This is a genomic window from Pectobacterium hainanensis (assembly GCF_046237015.1).
In the GTDB taxonomy this organism is placed as follows: Bacteria; Pseudomonadota; Gammaproteobacteria; order Enterobacterales; family Enterobacteriaceae; genus JBJYIN01.
Genome location: NZ_JBJYIN010000013.1, coordinates 85462 through 105489, shown reverse-complemented (window position 1 = coordinate 105489; position 20028 = coordinate 85462). Strand labels below are relative to the sequence as shown.

14 protein-coding genes are annotated in these 20028 nt (G+C 49.7%); 3 read left to right on the top strand and 11 right to left on the bottom strand.

Annotation, left to right across the window (positions count from 1 at the left end; genetic code table 11):
• The first annotated feature begins 80 nt into the window (after positions 1-80).
• The gene (ppc, locus tag ACKPVM_RS14245) at positions 81-2720 is read left to right on the top strand and encodes a phosphoenolpyruvate carboxylase (protein WP_409309958.1); all 2640 of its coding nucleotides are present in this window, start codon (positions 81-83) and stop codon (positions 2718-2720) included.
• A gap of 71 nt (positions 2721-2791) precedes the next feature.
• Here the strand turns inward: ppc and ACKPVM_RS14240 are convergent, their stop codons facing one another.
• The 5 genes from ACKPVM_RS14240 to udp all read right to left on the bottom strand — a co-directional run bounded on the left by ACKPVM_RS14240 (position 2792) and on the right by udp (position 9018).
• Positions 2792-3490, bottom strand: a complete 699-nt coding sequence (locus ACKPVM_RS14240) for a DUF1266 domain-containing protein (RefSeq protein WP_409309956.1) — start codon at positions 3488-3490, stop codon at positions 2792-2794.
• Positions 3487-5526: a J domain-containing protein gene (locus ACKPVM_RS14235; protein ID WP_409309955.1), complete on the bottom strand. Its 2040-nt coding sequence runs from the start codon at positions 5524-5526 to the stop codon at positions 3487-3489. Before ACKPVM_RS14235 ends, ACKPVM_RS14240 begins: the two co-directional genes overlap by 4 nt.
• The gene (locus ACKPVM_RS14230; RefSeq protein ID WP_409309953.1) at positions 5523-7220 is read right to left on the bottom strand and encodes an Hsp70 family protein; all 1698 of its coding nucleotides are present in this window, start codon (positions 7218-7220) and stop codon (positions 5523-5525) included. The genes ACKPVM_RS14235 and ACKPVM_RS14230 overlap by 4 nt, the downstream gene beginning before the upstream one ends.
• 197 nt (positions 7221-7417) lie before the next feature.
• Positions 7418-8200: a tyrosine-protein phosphatase gene (locus ACKPVM_RS14225; RefSeq protein WP_409309951.1), complete on the bottom strand. Its 783-nt coding sequence runs from the start codon at positions 8198-8200 to the stop codon at positions 7418-7420.
• Between the two features lie 47 nt (positions 8201-8247).
• On the bottom strand, positions 8248-9018 hold the full coding sequence (udp, locus tag ACKPVM_RS14220) for a uridine phosphorylase (protein WP_409309949.1): 771 nt from the start codon (positions 9016-9018) through the stop codon (positions 8248-8250).
• 136 nt (positions 9019-9154) lie between these two features.
• Here udp and ACKPVM_RS14215 point away from each other — a divergent pair, with 136 nt between their 5' ends.
• A complete protein-coding gene (locus ACKPVM_RS14215) occupies positions 9155-9985 on the top strand; it encodes a dienelactone hydrolase family protein (RefSeq protein ID WP_409309947.1) in 831 nt (276 codons plus the stop codon).
• An 89-nt stretch (positions 9986-10074) separates the two neighbouring features.
• Here the strand turns inward: ACKPVM_RS14215 and ACKPVM_RS14210 are convergent, their stop codons facing one another.
• Positions 10075-11739, bottom strand: a complete 1665-nt coding sequence (locus ACKPVM_RS14210; RefSeq protein WP_409309945.1) for a methyl-accepting chemotaxis protein — start codon at positions 11737-11739, stop codon at positions 10075-10077.
• Positions 11740-12837: 1098 nt separating this feature from the next.
• A complete protein-coding gene (metE, locus tag ACKPVM_RS14205) occupies positions 12838-15102 on the bottom strand; it encodes a 5-methyltetrahydropteroyltriglutamate--homocysteine S-methyltransferase (RefSeq protein ID WP_409310009.1) in 2265 nt (754 codons plus the stop codon).
• A 104-nt stretch (positions 15103-15206) separates the two neighbouring features.
• Here metE and metR point away from each other — a divergent pair, with 104 nt between their 5' ends.
• The gene (gene metR, locus ACKPVM_RS14200; protein WP_409309943.1) at positions 15207-16142 is read left to right on the top strand and encodes an HTH-type transcriptional regulator MetR; all 936 of its coding nucleotides are present in this window, start codon (positions 15207-15209) and stop codon (positions 16140-16142) included.
• Here the strand turns inward: metR and ACKPVM_RS14195 are convergent.
• From ACKPVM_RS14195 to cysE, 4 genes are all read right to left on the bottom strand, one after another.
• Entirely contained in the window at positions 16048-16947 is a 900-nt protein-coding gene (locus ACKPVM_RS14195) for a carboxylate/amino acid/amine transporter (RefSeq protein WP_409309941.1), read from the bottom strand. The two genes, metR and ACKPVM_RS14195, sit on opposite strands and share 95 nt — an antisense overlap.
• 245 nt (positions 16948-17192) lie before the next feature.
• Entirely contained in the window at positions 17193-17831 is a 639-nt protein-coding gene (gene pagP, locus ACKPVM_RS14190; RefSeq protein ID WP_409309939.1) for a lipid IV(A) palmitoyltransferase PagP, read from the bottom strand.
• A gap of 452 nt (positions 17832-18283) precedes the next feature.
• Positions 18284-18967, bottom strand: a complete 684-nt coding sequence (locus ACKPVM_RS14185) for a hypothetical protein (protein WP_409309938.1) — start codon at positions 18965-18967, stop codon at positions 18284-18286.
• 164 nt (positions 18968-19131) lie between these two features.
• A complete protein-coding gene (cysE, locus tag ACKPVM_RS14180; protein ID WP_409309937.1) occupies positions 19132-19953 on the bottom strand; it encodes a serine O-acetyltransferase in 822 nt (273 codons plus the stop codon).
• Positions 19954-20028: the final 75 nt, after the last annotated feature.

The following is a 20028-nucleotide window of genomic DNA, read 5'->3' as shown; positions in this document are numbered from 1 at the left end:
CGTGGCTAGATGGAGTCAGTACGTCAAAATATGTCAAGTGAAATAAACTTACAAAAATAGAGAGATGGGTCAGGGTAAATATGAACGAACAATATTCCGCAATGCGAAGTAACGTCAGTATGCTCGGCAAGCTGCTTGGCGATACGATCAAGGAGGCATTGGGCGAAAACATTCTTGATAAAGTAGAAACGATTCGCAAATTGTCAAAGTCTTCCCGCGCAGGCAGTGAGAAGCATCGTCAGGAACTGCTAAACACACTACAGAATCTCTCTAACGATGAGCTGTTGCCCGTTGCCCGCGCATTTAGCCAGTTTCTTAACCTGACCAATACCGCAGAGCAATACCATACGATCTCCCCCCATGGAGAAGCCGCCAGCAACCCAGAAATACTGACCAAAACGTTTGAACGTTTAAAAGATCATAATGACCTGACAGACCGAGACATCCGCGATGCCATCGAATCTCTGTCAATTGAGCTGGTGCTAACCGCCCACCCGACGGAAATTACGCGCCGCACGCTGATTCACAAACTGGTTGAAGTTAATACCTGTCTTCAACAGCTCGATCACGATGACCTCGCAGATTACGAACGCAATAAAATCATGCGTCGCCTGCGTCAAATCATTGCCCAATCCTGGCATACGGATGAAATTCGTAAAATCCGTCCGACACCGGTAGATGAAGCTAAATGGGGATTTGCCGTCGTTGAGAACAGTTTGTGGGAAGGCGTTCCGGCTTTTCTGCGTGAATTGGATGAACAGCTGGAGCAAGCCTTTGGCTACCGCCTGCCGGTAGAATCCGTTCCCGTGCGTTTCACCTCCTGGATGGGCGGCGATCGCGATGGTAACCCGAACGTTACCGCTGAAATTACTCAACATGTGTTATTACTCAGCCGCTGGAAAGCCGCTGACCTGTTCCTGCGTGACATTCAGGTGCTGGTCTCTGAGCTATCCATGTCTGAATGTACGCCAGAATTACACGAACGAGCTGGCGGCCCCGATATTCAGGAACCTTATCGCGCCATCATGAAATCACTGCGTAGCCAGCTCAATACGACGCTAAGCTACCTTGAGGCTCGTCTTAAAGGCGAACAGTTATTGCCGCCTAAAGACTTACTGGTTAACAACGAGCAGCTCTGGGAACCGTTGTATGCGTGCTACCAGTCTTTACACACCTGTGGGATGGGGATTATCGCCGATGGTCAACTGCTGGATACGCTGCGCCGCGTACGCTGTTTCGGGGTGCCGTTAGTCCGCATTGATGTGCGTCAGGAAAGTACCCGCCACACCGATGCGCTGGCTGAAATTACCCGCTATCTCGGTCTGGGCGATTACGAAAGCTGGTCTGAATCCGATAAACAAGCCTTCCTGATCCGCGAATTAAGTTCCAAACGCCCATTGTTACCTCGCTATTGGGAGCCAAGCGCCGATACCAAAGAAGTGCTTGATACCTGCCGCGTTATTGCTAAAGCGCCGCAAGGTTCCATTGCCGCTTACGTCATTTCCATGGCACGTACGCCCTCCGATGTACTGGCGGTGCACCTGCTGCTCAAAGAGGCTGGCTGCCCGTTCGCGTTACCTGTTGCCCCACTCTTTGAAACACTGGATGACCTGAACAATGCTGACGATGTGATGACGCAACTGCTGAACATCGATTGGTATCGTGGTTTCATTCAGGGCAAACAAATGGTCATGATTGGCTATTCTGACTCGGCAAAAGATGCTGGCGTGATGGCCGCGTCATGGGCGCAATACCGTGCGCAGGATGCGCTAATCAAAACCTGTGAAAAAGCGGGTATCGCGTTAACGTTATTCCATGGCCGTGGGGGATCAATCGGCCGCGGGGGCGCACCAGCCCATGCCGCGTTATTGTCTCAGCCGCCGGGAAGCCTGAAAGGTGGCCTGCGCGTAACCGAACAGGGTGAAATGATCCGTTTCAAATACGGCCTGCCCGAGGTCACCATCAGTAGTCTGGCGCTGTATACTGGTGCCATTCTGGAAGCTAACCTGCTGCCCCCGCCGGAGCCCAAGCAGGAATGGCAGGAAGTGATGAACGAACTCTCCCGCGTTTCCTGCGATATGTATCGTGGATACGTACGTGAGAACCCGGATTTCGTCCCTTATTTCCGTGCGGCAACGCCCGAACTGGAACTGGGAAAACTGCCGTTGGGTTCACGTCCGGCGAAACGCCGTCCAAATGGTGGCGTCGAAAGTCTGCGCGCCATTCCATGGATCTTTGCCTGGACGCAAAACCGTCTGATGCTGCCCGCCTGGTTAGGTGCCGGTGCAGCATTGCAGAAAGTGGTTGATGACGGTAAGCAGAAACAGCTTGAAACCATGTGTCGGGACTGGCCGTTTTTCTCCACGCGAATTGGTATGCTGGAAATGGTATTTGCCAAAGCTGACCTGTGGCTGGCGGAATATTACGACCAGCGTCTGGTTGACGAAAAACTTTGGTCGTTAGGAAAACAACTGCGCGATCAGCTAGCCGACGACATCAACGTCGTGCTGACCATCGCCAATGACGATCACCTGATGGAAGACCTACCGTGGATTGCAGAATCCATTGCCTTACGTAACGTCTATACCGACCCGTTAAACGTCCTTCAGGCCGAACTCCTGCATCGCTCACGCCAGCAGGAACAACCCAGCCCTGAGGTTGAATTGGCGCTGATGGTAACGATAGCGGGTGTTGCCGCAGGAATGCGGAACACGGGTTAATGGCAATTTAGAAAACGAAAATCACTCGATCTGCACGGCCTCTCTATTGAGAGGCCGTGCCATAGATAAGGCTAGGGAGTAAACGTTGTGACACTATCCAATGGCAAATGCCAGTCCAACGTGTTCCAGGGGCTTTCCGGGTTACCGGCTAAACGACGCAGAATATCCATCTGATCATTAATAAAATCGACCGTCGTTAGTGAACGCCAATATTGCCGTCCGACGACATAACTGATCGCGAAGTGGTACCAACTGTCATATTTCAATTGGGCATCCCGCGCCATTGACATGATCAAACCCCAGCCTTCTTCCTCACCCACCATACCGATAGCCATACCCCAACGACATAGATTAACGCCACGGCCTTCGTCCCAGGCATCAATTCCGGTACGGCCCAGTGTGAACCGATTGAGCTTCACGACCAGCAATTCGTTGTAATGTTCTTCATCATGTTGATGCCGCTGAATATAGTCATCCATTTCCGCTTCTGACATGGCAGACAAAACCTGCTGTAAACGTCGATAACCTGGTCCGTGCCCATGACCATTCCTCAAGCGATCGATCTGGCGCAACAGCGCCTCACGGGTTTCAATGCCCCAATCCCGCCGCAAAATATGGCGGATCGCCTTTATGGCGGTTTGCTTATCACCGCCACCATCCAGAACATCATGTCGGTCATGGTTCATTTCTGTCAGAATGGCTGACATTCCCAGCCCCCATAGCTGAGCTTTGGATAATGGCTTTGTATTTTCCTGATTTTCTGTTGTCATGCGTCATGTGCTCCCTGTTTTTCCAACGCCATCTGCTCCAACTTCGCCAGCCATCCGCCAATTTCATCCATATCGCCACCGTATTCTTGGTATAGCGTGGCACCACGCTGCGCCTTGTCATACAGGCCTAATTCACAGGCGGATTTCAACAATTCTAACGCGGCATCTGGACTCTTAATATTCCAGTCGATAGCTTCTTCCAGGCTCTCTATCGCCTCTCGATGACGCCCTAAACGGCTCAGACAGATCCCACGGCGATACCATACCGAAGAGAAAGATGGCTTACATCGCACAATAAAATTCAGGTCCGACAAGGCCTCCTCATAGCGCTCAAAGATATAGTGCAAAATGATCGAGCGGGCAGAAAAATACACCCAATGCGATGCATCCAGCGCAATAGCCTGATTCACATATTCCAGCGATTTGTCATATTCATCCGTAAAACGAGAAGCCTCTGATAGCATGAACCAGATTTCGGAATCATTACGGTGGTAGCCCAGCGCCTTTTCCAATAGAGGGATAACGTCTTGGTAGATTTCCAGCTTCAACAGAACACGCGCTAAACAAACACTCGCGCCGTAGCCATTTTCGCCCTGTCGTTGCGCTTCCTCCAGCGCCCAGGTATATGCCTGCCGGGCATCCTCATATTGCTTCAGTTGATAATGGACATCACCGAGCGTCATGTAGAGCGTAGAGGAAAGCGTGCGCTCATTAAAATCGCCATGTTTGACAAAAAACGAGCGGTATATCACCTCAAAAATACTGCCTCTGATTAAGCGCAGCAGCGGCTTGGCATTATATTTAGCACGAGCCATCAGGTGATGTATGAAATCGATACACAGAGTGTAAGCCCCATTTTGCAGATAGCATTGCGCAACCTCCTCACAATACGCCATGCTGTAAGGCTTGGGTTTAATCGTAGAGAAATTATCGGCAATCGTCTGCGCATTGATTTTAATGACCTGAATCTGCGATTCCACGTCATAGGGCACTAATGTGCAGACATAAAGATAAAGCTCCCGAGCTTCAAACAGCATCCCTTGAGCCAGAAAACACCCTGCCAGCCCCTTTAACGCAACAGCATGATCGCCCTGAATATCCAGCACTCGATTAAATGCATCGGCAGCACGTAGAGTCTGCCGGTCATCCAACTCGATCTGTGCTAACCGCAGGTAGCCGTCGATTTGGTTTGGAACCAGCGTAATCAGTCGGCGGCAATATTCACGAGCCGGCGTAAAATCGCCCTGACGGTGGTAGTGAGCAATCGCCCAACACAGCAACTCCGGATCGCCGATCTCGCACGACAACAAACGTGTCAATTGCTGGTCAAACGCCGTGCTGTCATGTTGATAAATCATGCGAACCAGCAGTTCCCTATCCTGGAAGTAACGATCCACTTCTTCGCCCGTCATACCAGTAGAAAATTGCAACCCCCGCACGGGAATGTGCCATAAATCCTCACCACTCAACCATTCCAACACGTCTTCTACCTGTTGTGATGGAAAGTGTCGGTGCAGCAGTAGCGAGTTATGCTCCCAGTCAAAAATCTCCAGTAAGTGCTGCTTGATCGAATCAGGCAGGAAAGTACATTGACTCAAAAAGTCGAACAACCACAATGAAACAGGCTGTTTAATCTCAAGTTGAGCCAGGACCGATGTCGACAACACGTCGTTCCAGGCATTTTCATCGATACGACGCTGAAAATCGGCATAGACTTCCATCACGCGCTGTTTTATCGCTTCAATTTGCTGCGAGGTATCGCGCATCAAGGCGATATCATCTTCGCTAACTGCTGCATCAGTCACAGGATCAGCGATGCTGTCTGTCGCTACGCTCTCCTGTTGATCAGCATGTTCTTCTGCCGCCAGATAGCGAGCCTGCCGGAGCGCATCTTCATAGGCTGCCCGGAGTGCTTTAAACGCTTCGGCATCATCCTCTGGGTTATGCTGTCGCAACAAACGCGCATAGGCACGTCGAATTGCCGTTTGATCAACCGTTTCCTCAATCCCTAAAAATTCCCAGCATGATGTTTTCATAACGAATGAGGCTCCATCTCATCAAACACACGTTGTATTTCTTTTGTTACCCGACGAATATGCGAGGTATCCTGAGTTTCCAGGGCGTCTTCAAATACACTTAACTCATAGGCGATGCGTTCACGCGCTTCACCCATCAACTGTTCATACAAACGCTCCCCACGCGCCAGTAGTAACCGACTTTCCATACGTTCACGTGGGTGTATTTTTATCTCAGCCAACTGCTGCAAACGCACCTGAATCTCAGCATCTGACAGGTCACAGTTCTCATTGCGGATAATCGTTGATTTACTGTTTCCATCACGAAGATTTGTCGCCTGAACCTCTAATATTCCATTGATATCATAGGTATAACGTACTCGCACAATGGGCTCATCTTCCAACACCGGAGGAAACTCAATTTCCATTTCACCCAATTTGACGTTATTGCGCGTCAGGCGACTTTCCCCCTGGTAGATTTGCAGCAACATATTGGTCTGGCCATCCCGACAAGCGCAAAACACCTTTTCCCGGCTCACAGGCACCACCGTATTACGATCGATGATCGGCGTGTAATGGCCATCTTCCAGATACCCACTTGGCAAACGGCGTGACGTTTCCAGCCCTAAGGTAAACGGACACACATCCGTTAGCACGACCTCCGTTAGCCCCTGACTACGCGCCTTAAGCCCAGCCTGCACCCCCGCACCCAGCGCCACGATTTCATCAGGATTTAACGTCGCTACCGGATACTGGCCGAACAGCCTGGCTGCCAAACTTCTGACCACGGGCATGCGACTAGCACCGCCCACCAGAATGACGCAGTTCAAATCGCGGGGCGTAATCGCCGCATCATTCAACGCACGTTCAATAGGCTGCCGTAGTGCATCAATCAAGGGCGCACAGAGCGAATCGAAATCGTCGCGACTAAGGTGCCATGGATACGTCACACCATTAAAAACTGGTGCAATCGTCGCCTCATGCTGCAACGTTAACGTCCGTTTCATGCCTTCAATGTGCTGGCGCAGACGACTCATTTCCGATAATTCAAGCGATGTCAGTTTATGCTCGTTCAGAAATGCTTTAACCAGCATATCGACAAAATCCTCGCCCCCCAACGTGTTGTGCCCTGCGGTGGCATTCACTTCCATAATGCCGTCAAATAACGTCAGAACGGACACATCAAACGTACCGCCACCCAAGTCGAAGACTAAAAAGCGACTTTCCGGTTCACTCACATGTAATCCGTAGCTCAATGCCGCCGCAGTGGGTTCATTCACCAAACGTTCTACTTTGAGACCGGCTAATTGCCCGGCTAGCTGCGTGGCTTTACGCTGTTTGTCATTAAAGTAGGCGGGCACACTGATGACCGCTTCGGTGATAGGGCCGCCAAGAAAAGCTTCCGCATCTGCCTTGAGTACACGTAACAGAAAAGACGATAATTCTTCGGGCTGGTAAGTTTGAACACCGCCAAACGAGTAGGCTTTTTTGGTTCCCATGTAACGTTTGAACAACGCGGCTGTTTTAAGTGGATGGGTAATCAAACGCTCTTTGGCAACACGCCCAACTAATAGATCGTCGTTATCATCAAAGCCGATGACAGAAGGGGTGAGGTAATCGCCGTGTGCATTGGGAATCAGCACCGCTTTCTCACCATCCCAGTATGAAACCAGACTGTTGGTTGTTCCTAAATCTATCCCTATGATATGAGACATATTCCTCCCTGCTATACCCGTCATATTTCAAGTCGGCTGTGCGCTGGCTGCGTTCAGTCGCCGAAATTATTTAAGGCTGTGTGATCAATACAAAACGCCCGATGAGGATCCACCGGGCGTTAATAATCTAAAAGACCAACCGATAATAGGACTAATTATTAACATGGTAGCGCATTAAAAAAACACATTATCGCGCATTAAACCAAATATTTATCCTGCAAAAACTGACGGGCACGGTTATCCAGTCCGTATTCTGCCTCAAGCCAGCCATCAATCGAGCCATGACGCTCATAAATGGATTGTAACGCCGTGACAATGAACTCTTCCCGCACCGATAGTACGTAAGAAAATTGCCCCAATGCTTTTTCATTGAGCGTTTGAGACAGGTGCGCCAGCAGTTTTTGGCGAAAAGGCGCCAAGGTAGTATCCGTCAACAGGTAGTCTTCAACGACCGTTTGCTCATCGGCTCCCAGCGCAAACATCACCAACGCCGATCCAATACCCGTGCGATCTTTACCCACGGCACAATGTTGTACCAGCGCACCGTCATCCGACTGCTGCAACAAGGCCACCAATTGACGATAGGCCGAGTTATCAAACGGTAAACGGCGGTAAAGCTCAAGCATAAACGCACGGGAATCAAAAGCTGCTAGCACGTCAGACCCCAGCGAATCTAAATTTGCCGTGACTTCATGACGCAAGGGGTTCGCCGGAAAAGCATGATAATTCGCGCCTGACCACAGCACATCCGGCTTGGCTGAGATTTCATCTTCATCACGATAATCAACAACATGAGAAACGGGAACACCGGCCAGATAGTCACAATCCGTCTGGCTCAGCAAATCCAATGAACCAGAACGAAAGAGTTTACCGTGTCGGATAAGCCTCCCATCCGCTGCACGATTTCCCCCCAGATCGCGAAAGTTAATTCCACCGTCCAGCGGCAATAAAGAAGGGTGAAGCAACGTTGGTTCGGTCATATATCTCCTTGCGATTTGTCGTAAAGGGAGAGAAACAGTATGCAAAATTACCCGGTAGCCAGCAATCGACGGGTCGCATCCAACAGAACGCGTATCACCGTGGTTTCAGCCAGTTTCATTGTCGCGACATCAGGAATTTCCTGCTGAGTTCGGTTAACGATCACACCGGCAATCATCCCGGCTTTTAGCCCCTGACTCGCACACATGGTCAACAGCGTAGCGGACTCCATTTCATAATTCAGTACACCCATACTTTGCCATTCTTCCATTGAACCGCGAAAACGGCGCACAACGCGGCCTGAGAAGGTATCATACCGTTCCTGTCCCGGATAAAACGTATCGGATGATGCGGTGATCCCAATATGCAGTGCAACACCGGCGGCTTTCGCTGCCTCAACCAACGCGGTTGTACAGGAAAAATCAGCAACGGCGGGAAACTCCATCGGCGCGAAATGCAGGCTTGCACCGTCGAGGCGAACAGCCGCCGTTGTCACCAGAACATCGCCGACATTGATTCCTTCCTGAATCGCTCCCGTGGTGCCAACTCGCAGGAAAGTGCGAATGCCCAACTGGGCCAGTTCCTCAACCGCAATAGACGTTGACGGCCCACCGATACCGGTAGAGCAAACAATAACCGTTTTCCCATCCAGCTCCGCACGCCATGTCGTAAATTCACGATGCGATGCCAGATGCACGGGGTTATCCATCAGGCGGGCGATTTTTTCAACCCGCTCAGGATCCCCCGGAACAATGGCTAACGTCGCCCCCTGTAAAACACTTTTTGTCAGGCCGAGATGAAAAACATCAGATGCAGACATAACCGTCTCCTGGATAATGGGTTAATCAATCACAAAACGATCCTCGGTACAGCCTAGCCCCTTTCATTGTAGATTCTTTAATCGCTGATACTATTGATTATGAATCACCATCGCAGTCCCAACTCAGGAGATCGCAATGAAGACTGATGAGCTAATCGCCCTCAGGCATCGACCACAGGACTTTTCTTCGGCAGTCCCCTCACGAGCGTCCTCACTCATAAGTACAGATACCTCGGGGATTGTTGCCGGTGAAACCACCATCCCTTCTCAGGGCGAACAACTTCCGGCTTATTTAGCGAAACCAGCACATCAATCAGGCCCTTTTCCTATCGTACTGGTCGTCCAGGAAATTTTTGGCGTTCACCCGTATATTCAGGATACCTGCCGTCGCTTAGCTAAACAGGGCTACATGGCTATCGCCCCTGAACTGTATTTCCGACAAGGTGATCCCCATCAGTACCGCAACATTCAACAACTTCTAGCGGAACTCGTCCATAACGTACCAGATACCCAAGTCTTATCAGATATAGATCGTACAGCCAATTGGGCTATCAAGCAGGGAGGCGATGCCAATAAGCTTGCCATTACCGGTTTCTGTTGGGGTGGACGCATCGTTTGGCTTTATGCTGCGCATAATCCGCAGTTAAAAGCCGCGGTGGCCTGGTATGGCAAATTCAATGGCACGAAAACGCTGAATAGCCCTAAACACCCGATAGATATCGCGACCGAACTCAGTGCTCCCGTATTGGGATTATACGGCGCGAAAGATGAGGGTATCCCGCCAGAAGAGATAGATAAAATGCGTCAGGCATTACGCGCCGCCAATGCTAACGCGGAAATTATCGTCTATCCTGATGCAGGGCATGCCTTCCATGCTGATTATCGCCCCCATTACCATGCTGAATCCGCACTGGACGGCTGGCAACGCATGCTGGCCTGGCTACAAAAATACGGTATATCACCTTAGCCACACGCCATTTTGATATTTGAGAAACGAAGTCGGAACGCCACCGATCTCACAGTGGCGTTAATATTTAACCGGGCTGGTGTCACAAATTAAAATGCCGTCCAGTCTCCTTTGTCGCCACGATTTTTCTCGACCACCGTCGGAGCCAGAGAAAGTGCTGGTGCGTTTGGCGGCGTGACAGCATAGGAAGCGGTTCGCCCACCGCCATACGACTGTAATTTAAACGCGCTCACGGCCTCCGCCAGAATAGAAGCCTGCGATTGCAACGAGAGCGCGGCTGAGGCGGACTGCTCAACCAGTGCTGCATTCTGTTGTGTTGTGGTATCAATCTGCCCAACCGCCAGATTGATCTGGTTAACACCATCACTTTGTTCACGACTGGCCTGTGAAATTTCACTAATGATATCATTCACATCTTTAACATGGGCCGCCAGCCCGCCCATTGTTTCTTCGGCAGTATCAACAAGCGCCATTCCTTCACGGATTTTATCCACGGAGTCATCAATCAAATCTTTGATTTCCCGTGCAGCCGTTGCACTACGCTGTGCAAGAGAACGGACTTCCCCGGCCACTACCGCAAAGCCTCGTCCCTGTTCGCCAGCCCGTGCCGCTTCAACTGCCGCATTCAACGCCAGAATATTGGTTTGGAAAGCGATGCCGTCAATCACGCTAATAATCTCCGCCATACGCTGAGAAGAATCTCGGATACCCCGCATTTTCTGCGTAACAGAAAGCATCACATCACCACTTTGCTTAGCCGCGTTGGAAGCGTTATTCGCAATATTCGTTGCCTGATACGTGTTGTCCGCTGTGTTTTTAATGGTGGACGTCAATTGCTCCATTGATGCTGCCGTTTCTTCCAGCGAACCAGCCTGCTCTTCAGTTCGGGCCGATAAATCCTGATTACCTGCCGCAATTTGTGATGCCGCCGTCGAGATCGTTTCCGCCCCATCGCGTACCTGCCCCACAATCGTACTCAGGTTGGTGTTCATATGATCCAATGATTGCAGCAATAGCCCAGTTTCATCCTGACTGGTCACGGTGATACATGAAGTCAGGTCACCCTGTGCCACACGGTTTGCAACTTGTAGCGCTTGTTGTATTGGTCGGGTGACACTACGAGTGATCAGCCAGGCTATCAGTACACCGGATATGGCTCCGAGCACGATAATAATCAACAAAATCATTCTGGTATCGCTATAGACTTCCGCCATCGTTTCCACCGAGCGATTCATTTCATCATCCTGGAGATTGACCAGTTGCTTCACCGAATCACGATATTGGCGCTGCACAACGTTCAGATGATTGTTGAATTCAGCAACAGCGACCTCATCATTGCCAGACAGCGCATCACTAATAATTTTATCGCCTGACTTTATAAACTCGGCACGCATCGCACGAACCGTTTCGATCTGCTTGCGAGCTTGTTCCCCCGCGACCTGCTTTTCCAGATTATCAAGCAGGCGACCAATCTCCTTACGGTATGTCATGATCTGATCCAGATATTCCTGACGTCGTTCCTGACCGGAGACCAGGATCATCTGTAAATAGGCGACAAAATGTCCATTGACATTATCAATGAGATTATTGGCATCCACCGTTTGCGGATAAACATTTTTCACAATATCTCTGGCGCCATTCTGAAAACCAGACAGCTTAGACAGGGAAAGAATACTAACAACAAGCAGCATCAATATCAGGAAGGCAAATCCAGCCCCTAATCGATAGCCAATACGCCAATTCGATAAACTCACATCCTACTCCTTTTGGGTAATTCACAATAATGACTACTGCGCATAACTATGCGTCTAATAACATCAATAAACGGGAAAGCCATCATTTCCCCATAAAATAAACATGCTTTATGGGTATATTTAAAATACTCACAATGGGTTATTTTCAGATTTACTTTCAACATCAGTAAAACGTTAGAAAATACAAAAAAACCTCATCCGAAACCCCTAACTCGCTCGAATATCAAGACAAAGCGTTAGCGTTCAGGATAATATATATGCAACGTGTGACAGACGGGGATATTGCTATATCCAGGACCACCGCCATGCCGTTAACCTTATCGGCACAAGTTTCCTGAGCTTTATATGCTCTATACCCCAAATAATTCGAGTTGCATGAAGGCGGCAAGTGAGGGAATCCCGATGAGCTTACTTGAGTAAGTGATTCGGGTGAGTGAGCGCAGCCAACGCGCAAGCAACTTGAAGTATGACGGGTATAAATAATTCGAGTGGCATGACAAACACGTCAAGGCGTTTTTAACAACGTCTTTGTTGTGCTTGGATGGGTGAATTCATCATGTTGAATAATGCGAAAAATGAAGGAAGCCAGTAAAGAAAAATAAGGGATGTAGTATCGAGACTTTATTACAGCGTGAATTTTAATGCGTGGAAATAATAAAGAATAGAAAGGCAGGGAAGAATAATACATGTGTTATCTATACCCAAAATAATTCAAGTTTCAGGACAAAAACGGCAAGGCGTTTTTGAACAGCGCTTGCGCTGGCCCCGAAGGGGTGAGGCCATAAGGCCGAATAACGCGGCAAGTGAGGGACAAATTCGTCGGGAACGAATTTGACCAGCCAACGGCTGGCCTCCGGTGAGAAACAGGATGTTTCTCATTTAATCCCGATGAGCTTACTTGAGTAAGTGATTCGGGTGACAAATCTGCCGGGAGCAGATTTGAACGCGGCTTGCAGCGGCCCCAACGGGGCGAGGCTCATGGATGAGCCGAGTAACGAGCGCAGCCAACGCACATGCAACTTGAAGTATAACGGGTATATTGCTAGACGTAAAAATATCAGGGGACAACCGCCCCCTGATATTATCAGCAATGATGTTTTACTGGGTTTCACGCAGACGCTGCGCCGCCTGAACCATATTCGCCAGAGCCTGACGTGTTTCCGGCCAACCACGGGTTTTCAAGCCGCAGTCTGGGTTCACCCACAGACGCTCTGCTGGAATCCGCTGTGCCGCTTTCTTCAACAGGGCTTCCATCCATTCCACGCTTGGTACGTTCGGGGAGTGAATATCATAAACGCCCGGGCCGATTTCATTCGGATATTCGAATTCTTCAAACGACTCCAGCAATTCCATATCGGAGCGAGAGGTTTCAATGGTAATCACGTCGGCATCCAACGCGGCGATAGAATCCATGATGTCATTGAACTCGCAATAACACATGTGGGTGTGGATCTGCGTATCATCTTTCGCCACCGCGGCATTCAGACGGAAGGCATCCACTGCCCAAGCCAGATAAGCGTCCCAATCGGAGCGATGCAGCGGCAGACCTTCACGCAGCGCCGGTTCGTCAATCTGGATGATGCCAATGCCTGCAGCTTCCAAATCTGCGACTTCATCACGCAGCGCTAATGCAATCTGCTTGGCAATGGTTTCACGTGTGACGTCCTCACGTGGGAAAGACCAGCACAGGATCGTTACCGGGCCTGTCAGCATGCCCTTCATCGGCTTGTCGGTCAGAGACTGTGCGTATTTCGCCCACTCAACGGTGATCGCTTCTGGGCGGCTTACATCACCAATGATGACCGGCGGCTTCACACAGCGCGAACCGTAGCTCTGCACCCAGCCGTTCTGGGTAAAGACAAATCCATCCAGGTGCTCACCGAAGTATTCCACCATGTCGTTACGTTCGGCTTCACCGTGCACCAGCACGTCCAGACCCAGACGCTCCTGCTCAACCACGGCTTGCTTGATGTGCTCGGCAATGCCGGTACGGTAATTATTACCATCCAGACGACCTTGCTTGAAATCCAGACGCAGGCCACGAATTTCCGTAGTTTGCGGGAAAGAGCCGATTGTGGTGGTCGGCCATGCTGGCAGATTAAAACGTTCACGTTGAGCTTTCGCACGAACCGAATACTCGTTCTGTCGCTGGCTGTCCTGCGCGGTGATAGCCGCTAAGCGCTGCGCAACGGCGGTATTATTCACACGCGTCGAGGTACGGCGAGCACGAATCGGCGCACTGTAGGCCTCCAGAGCCTGACCGTTGCCGCTATTCAGCGCCTGAGACAGCAGTGACAGCTCCGCACATTTCTGAATCGCAAAGGCAAACCAGCTCTTCACTTCATCATCCAGACGTACTTCCACGCTCAGATCGATCGGGCTATGTAGCAGTGAGCATGAGCTTCCCAGCCACAATTCACGCGTCCCCACCAGCGGTTGCAGACGTTCGAACCAACTGCTCAGATCGGCACGCCAGACGTTACGGCCATTGATCACCCCCAGAGACAGTACCCAGCTAGCAGGCAACTGAGCGCTCAACGTCGCGGCATCATCCTTACCGTGAACCAGATCGATATGCAGCCCCTGAACCGGTAGCGCTTTGATCGTTTCCAGATTCTGGCTAACGCTATCGAAATAGGTCGTCAGCAGGAGTTTCACCTGACCTTGCAGCGCGTCGTAAGCAGGTTTAAACGCAGCCAGCCATTCTTGCGGCAATTCCAGCGCCAGCGCAGGCTCATCAATCTGCACCCACTCAATGCCACGTTTCGCCAGTTCCGCCAGTACCTGCTGATAAATCGGCAGAATGTCTTGCAGCAGCGATAGACGATCAAATTGCTCGCCTTTCACTTTGCCCAACCACAGGTAGGTAACCGGGCCTAACAGAACAGGCTTCACGTTATGGCCCAGCGCCAGTGCTTCATCGACCTCATCCAGCAACTGCGTCCAGGTTAGCTTGAACTGCTGCCCTTTGGTGAACTCTGGCACCATGTAGTGATAGTTCGTATTAAACCACTTGGTCATTTCTGCCGCCGCAGCCGGTTGACCCGTTGGCGCACGTCCCCGGCCAATACGGAACAGTGTGTCCAGATCGACCGAGCCATCTTCATTCTGATGACGTGCCGGTACGTTACCCAGCAGCAGACTGGTGGTCAGCACATGGTCGTACCAGGCAAAATCACCCACCGGCAGCAGATCAACGCCAGCATCCTTTTGTTGTTGCCAGTGACGTGCACGCAACTCACGTCCAACGGTCAGCAACGCTTCCTGCGTCGTGTTACCTGCCCAGTAGCTTTCCTGCGCTTTTTTCAGTTCACGGCGTAGCCCAACGCGCGGAAAACCCAGTGTGTGATTCACAATCGCCATCATTAATTCCTCATTTAGCCGTCCAGATGTTTACACATCCATAATCCGCAGGTAGTGTATTAATAACAAGCGCAATTTATTCACTGTCACTGTGAAGGACTCTCATGATCGAATTGAAACACCTGCGAACATTACAAGCCCTGCGTAATACCGGGTCGCTAGCCGCCGCCGCTGCCGTACTTCATCAAACGCAGTCAGCACTGTCCCACCAGTTCAGCGATCTGGAACAACGCCTTGGATTCAGGCTATTCGTGCGTAAAAGCCAACCGCTGCGCTTTACGCCTCAGGGAGAAATTCTGTTGCAGTTGGCAGAGCAGGTGTTGCCACAGATCCAGCAGGCGTTGCAGGCCTGTCATGAGCCGCACCAAACAACCCTACGTCTGGCCATTGAGTGTCACAGCTGTATTCAATGGCTGACGCCTGCGCTGGACGAGTTTCATCACCATTGGCCACAGGTGGTGATGGATTTTAAATCTGGCGTGACGTTCGACCCTCAACCCGCCCTCCAGCAAGGCGAGTTGGATCTGGTCATGACCTCCGACATCATGCCGCGCAGCGGCCTGCACTATTCGCCTCTGTTTGATTTTGAAGTCAGGCTAGTGCTGGCTCCCGAGCATCCACTGGCAAACAAAGAAAAAATCGAACCGGAAGATTTCAGCGCAGAAACCCTGATGATCTACCCGGTACAACGACAGCGACTGGATGTCTGGCGTCACTTTTTGCAACCAGCAGGCGTCAGCCCTGCGCTAAAAAGCGTGGATAATACGCTGCTGCTGATTCAGATGGTCGCCGCCCGTATGGGCATCGCCGCACTACCACACTGGGTTGTGGAAAGCTTCGAGCGTCAGGGGTTAATTGTGACTAAATCGCTGGGTGATGGACTTTGGAGCCGGTTGTACGCTGCCGTTCGCGATGGAGAACAGCGCCAACCGGTGATTGATGCGTTTATTCGTTCGGCGCGTCAGCACGCTTGTGAACACTTACCGTTTGTGAAGGACGCTTCACGACCCAACGCCGGTGTACCCACAGCGAGGACATAATAATCATCGTCCCCACAATAAAGCTCAACCAGTCTGGCGTCTTATGCCAGATGGCAAAGTTGACCAAAAGCCCAGCCGGCACGTGAAAGTTATTCATTATGCTAAGCGTTCCGGCATCCACCTGGGTTGCGCCGTAGTTCCACATAAAATAGCCCAGGCCGGAAGCGCCAACCCCCAACCAGAGCAGTACGCCCCACTGCAAGGTTGTGGTCGGTAATTTATCCAGATTGCCGAAGAGCAGCCACGCGGTTATCGTCACGATCGCGGCACCCAGATAAAACCAGGAAAATGCACAGTGCTGCGGCACCGGATGAATCTCCATCAGGCGCTTATAGCCAACCTGACCTGCGGCAAAACACACGTTAGCCGCCTGCACCAGCAGGAATCCCCACCAGAAATGTTCACTCACACCGTGATAATGGATCACGGCTGCGCCAAATACTGCCAACAACGCACTCATGACATAGCCCCAGCGCAGACGCTGCCGGGCAAGCAAATCATAAATCAGCGTGACGTACAGCGGCGTCATCACCGTAAAGAGTAAAAACTCAGGTACGGTCAGATACAGGTAAGCCTGAAAGACGAACAGGTACATAATACCCAGTTGGCAAGCGCCCACTAACAGATACAAGAAAATGACGCGTGGCGCATAGCCCCGAAAGCGTAAGAATGGCAAAAACACGACTGCCGCCGCCGTCAGACGAAACATCGCAGAAAACCAGCTATCAACCTGACCCGCCAGATATTCGCCAATCAGGCTGAATGAAAATGCCCACAAGATAGTGGTGATGGTAAGTAATGGCACGACAACACCCGCTGAGAAGAAAGTAGCGCCATTGTAGCGGAGATGACTGAATGAGTTTCAGTCAATGCGGTTTACATTAGATTAAAAAACAGACAAACAAAAACGCAATAATCAAGAGATACTCTGTTAAATAACTTCTACTGAGATGGTATCTGGGTCGTTAAATATATTCTATTAATATCTACCGTTACCGAAAGAATAGTGCCTCTTTTTTTGTAAAATAAAAGAGGCGCGTAGCCTAAGAATTAAATCTGCCATCTAAACCAAGCAAAGAAAACATTACCGTTATTGTATGTTCCAGGGATGTAAGTCGCCTGGAAAGAGAGTTTGTTATAACTTATTGATGCTAATGGCAACAGTACCGGAATCGGAATATATTTCCAGTTATCACGCATCGTTGCACCAGCCGTAAACCCCAAACCCAATTGAAAATCTTGATCGCGAGTTGGCCGCCAGCGCTTTTCATAACCGTAACCGCCGATAGGCTCCCATTTGTTATAAGAGTCTTTGAACGCCATAATATAAAGCCCGTGCCAATCCCCATCTTTATCCAGACGAGAAACGCCATAGCCCGCACCCCATGGCCTTTCATTATATTTGTCTGTCTTATCTTTATCGTACGTCCAGCGGTTATGCCACGTGATAGCAGGGATATAAATATCATGACTCTGTGGTTCATTCCAGGTCGTAGACAGGTTATTTTTACTTCTCTGCCACCAGCTTTCATCCTGCTTATTCGACGCAAAATCAGTAGAATCCGCCGAGACAGATACAGGGTTTTCCATGCTGCTCGTGTTATTTACGCTTTCTGCTGCGTAGCTCAAAAAAGGGACAACGGTTGGTGTAATCAAACTCAGCGTGATTAAAGTTCGCTTCAAATGCATATAAAGTTCTCTGTAACAGCGTCACGATTCCATTCAAAAAAAGGTGATCCAGACAAAGCTATTCTGATCGTTACCAAAATATATAGTTTAGTTCACGTAATCTGCCTATACGGGCTAGCAATTAAAGTTGTGCATTATGAAGGCATGAATGACAATCGTGGTTAAATAGATTGATATTGCAGACAATCTTTAAGATATATCTTAGCCAGAATGACAAAAAACCACCTTGTCTATCGGCGTTGATGCGCCAGAAACCAGTAGAAAACCGGGGTAGCACCTTTTTTCCATCACGAAATGTCAACTGACAGTGTTACACTGAACCTCATCCGCCATTCATGATGAAAAAATATCAATATGTAGACGGCAAGCACATACAATAGGGATTCGGGCACATACCTGCTTGTGCAGGCATGGCCATAAGAAAGAAGAATATTAAATCGAATACCACAAGACTAGCGTTCTTTGACTTCCTCAAAGGCAGAAGCATTCAACGCCCCAACGCCACGTTTTACCGCTTTTGAATTCAGCACCCAGGATTTAACCGTATTATCAATATTCAGGGTCACAAGGAGCGAACGGACACTGCCCGATTGCGTCCCAGATAGTTCACCCAATATCGGAACCATTCTGGATGTATCATTTGAAATATTATTCCAGACATAAACCATTATGCGATCCCCATCATCATTAAATGAGTATTCGTATGGTTCTCCATATTTCGCTTCAACACTACTTTCTGTCGTGACACCCTCTTTTATGGTCTTGGAAATATCATCTTGTGTCGTATTCCCCAGAAAATCATTACGATATTTGTGATCATGGCGAATAATCGCATGCCTTTTTACTATGCCATTTTCTTCGAGCACACTGAGCCGAGTGACGGCAACCGCATTATAGCCAAATTCAGACTTGTTTTTTACCCAATAGAGCACGTTCTTCCCGCTGACAAGTGGAGCCTTGCCAGTATTCTCTCCGTATTTTTCCGTGAGTTCTTGTATCGTCGTTTTGCCATCAACGATGGATTGCTGAGTCACTGAAGTTTCCTGAGTTGAGAGGGGGGATATTTCAGGAAGGATAGAAGCACAGCCAGAGAGCATAAGCGCGGCAGAAATGATGAGTAATGTTGTGCGTTTCAAGATTAATCCCTTATATAAAATAGCATATAGCTAGGATGATTAAGATTGCAATAATAATTATCAGTTTCATCCATGCATATTCAGTATAGGGATAATCTGAAATGGCTTTCCAAATATCATCAATAAGTCATTATGACACCGTTTACAATATTAGTTGAACAGTACTAAATACCATCGCCATATTCGAAACCACGGTTGATACCGTTAAAGTACTGATCCATATCCATGGCTGGTTTATCCGTTTCTGGTCGCCCAACAATACGAGCCGGAACGCCAGCCGCCGTAGTATGCGGCGGTACGGGTTGCAACACCACCGACCCAGCACCAATTTTGGCACCGCGCCCCACTTCGATATTTCCCAGAATCTTGGCTCCCGCACCGATCATCACGCCTTCCCGGATCTTTGGATGGCGATCGCCGCTGGTCTTGCCCGTACCACCAAGCGTAACGGACTGCAAAATAGAGACATCATTTTCCACGACGGCGGTTTCCCCGATCACAATACCTGTCGCGTGATCGAGCATGATCCCACAGCCAATCGTGGCCGCAGGGTGAATATCGACACCAAATGAAACGGAAATCTGATTTTGAAAATAGATAGCGAGCGCCTTGCGGTCCTGTAACCAAAGCCAGTGCCCAATACGGTAGGCCTGTAATGCGTGAAATCCCTTCAGATACAGCAATGGGGTCGAATATTTATCTACCGCCGGGTCTCGCAGGCAAACAGCCTGAATATCACGCGCTGCCGATACAATCATATGCGGGTCAGCATGATAGGCTTCTTCTGCAACCTCTCGGATCGCAATCGCAGGCATAATCGGATTCGCCAACTTATTCGCTAACATGTAACTCAGCGCACTGCCCAGATTTTCATGTTTGAGTAATGTGGCGTGGAAAAAGCTGGCCAGCATAGGTTCACAATCTGCAAGCTTGCGCGCTTCGACCTTAATATTTTTCCAGACCAGTTCCAGCTCTTCTATCGACATTGCATGACTCTCCACAACCCACACATCGCAACTCAATTTTTATTATGGGAAAACTTCTGTTGTTACCAATAAACA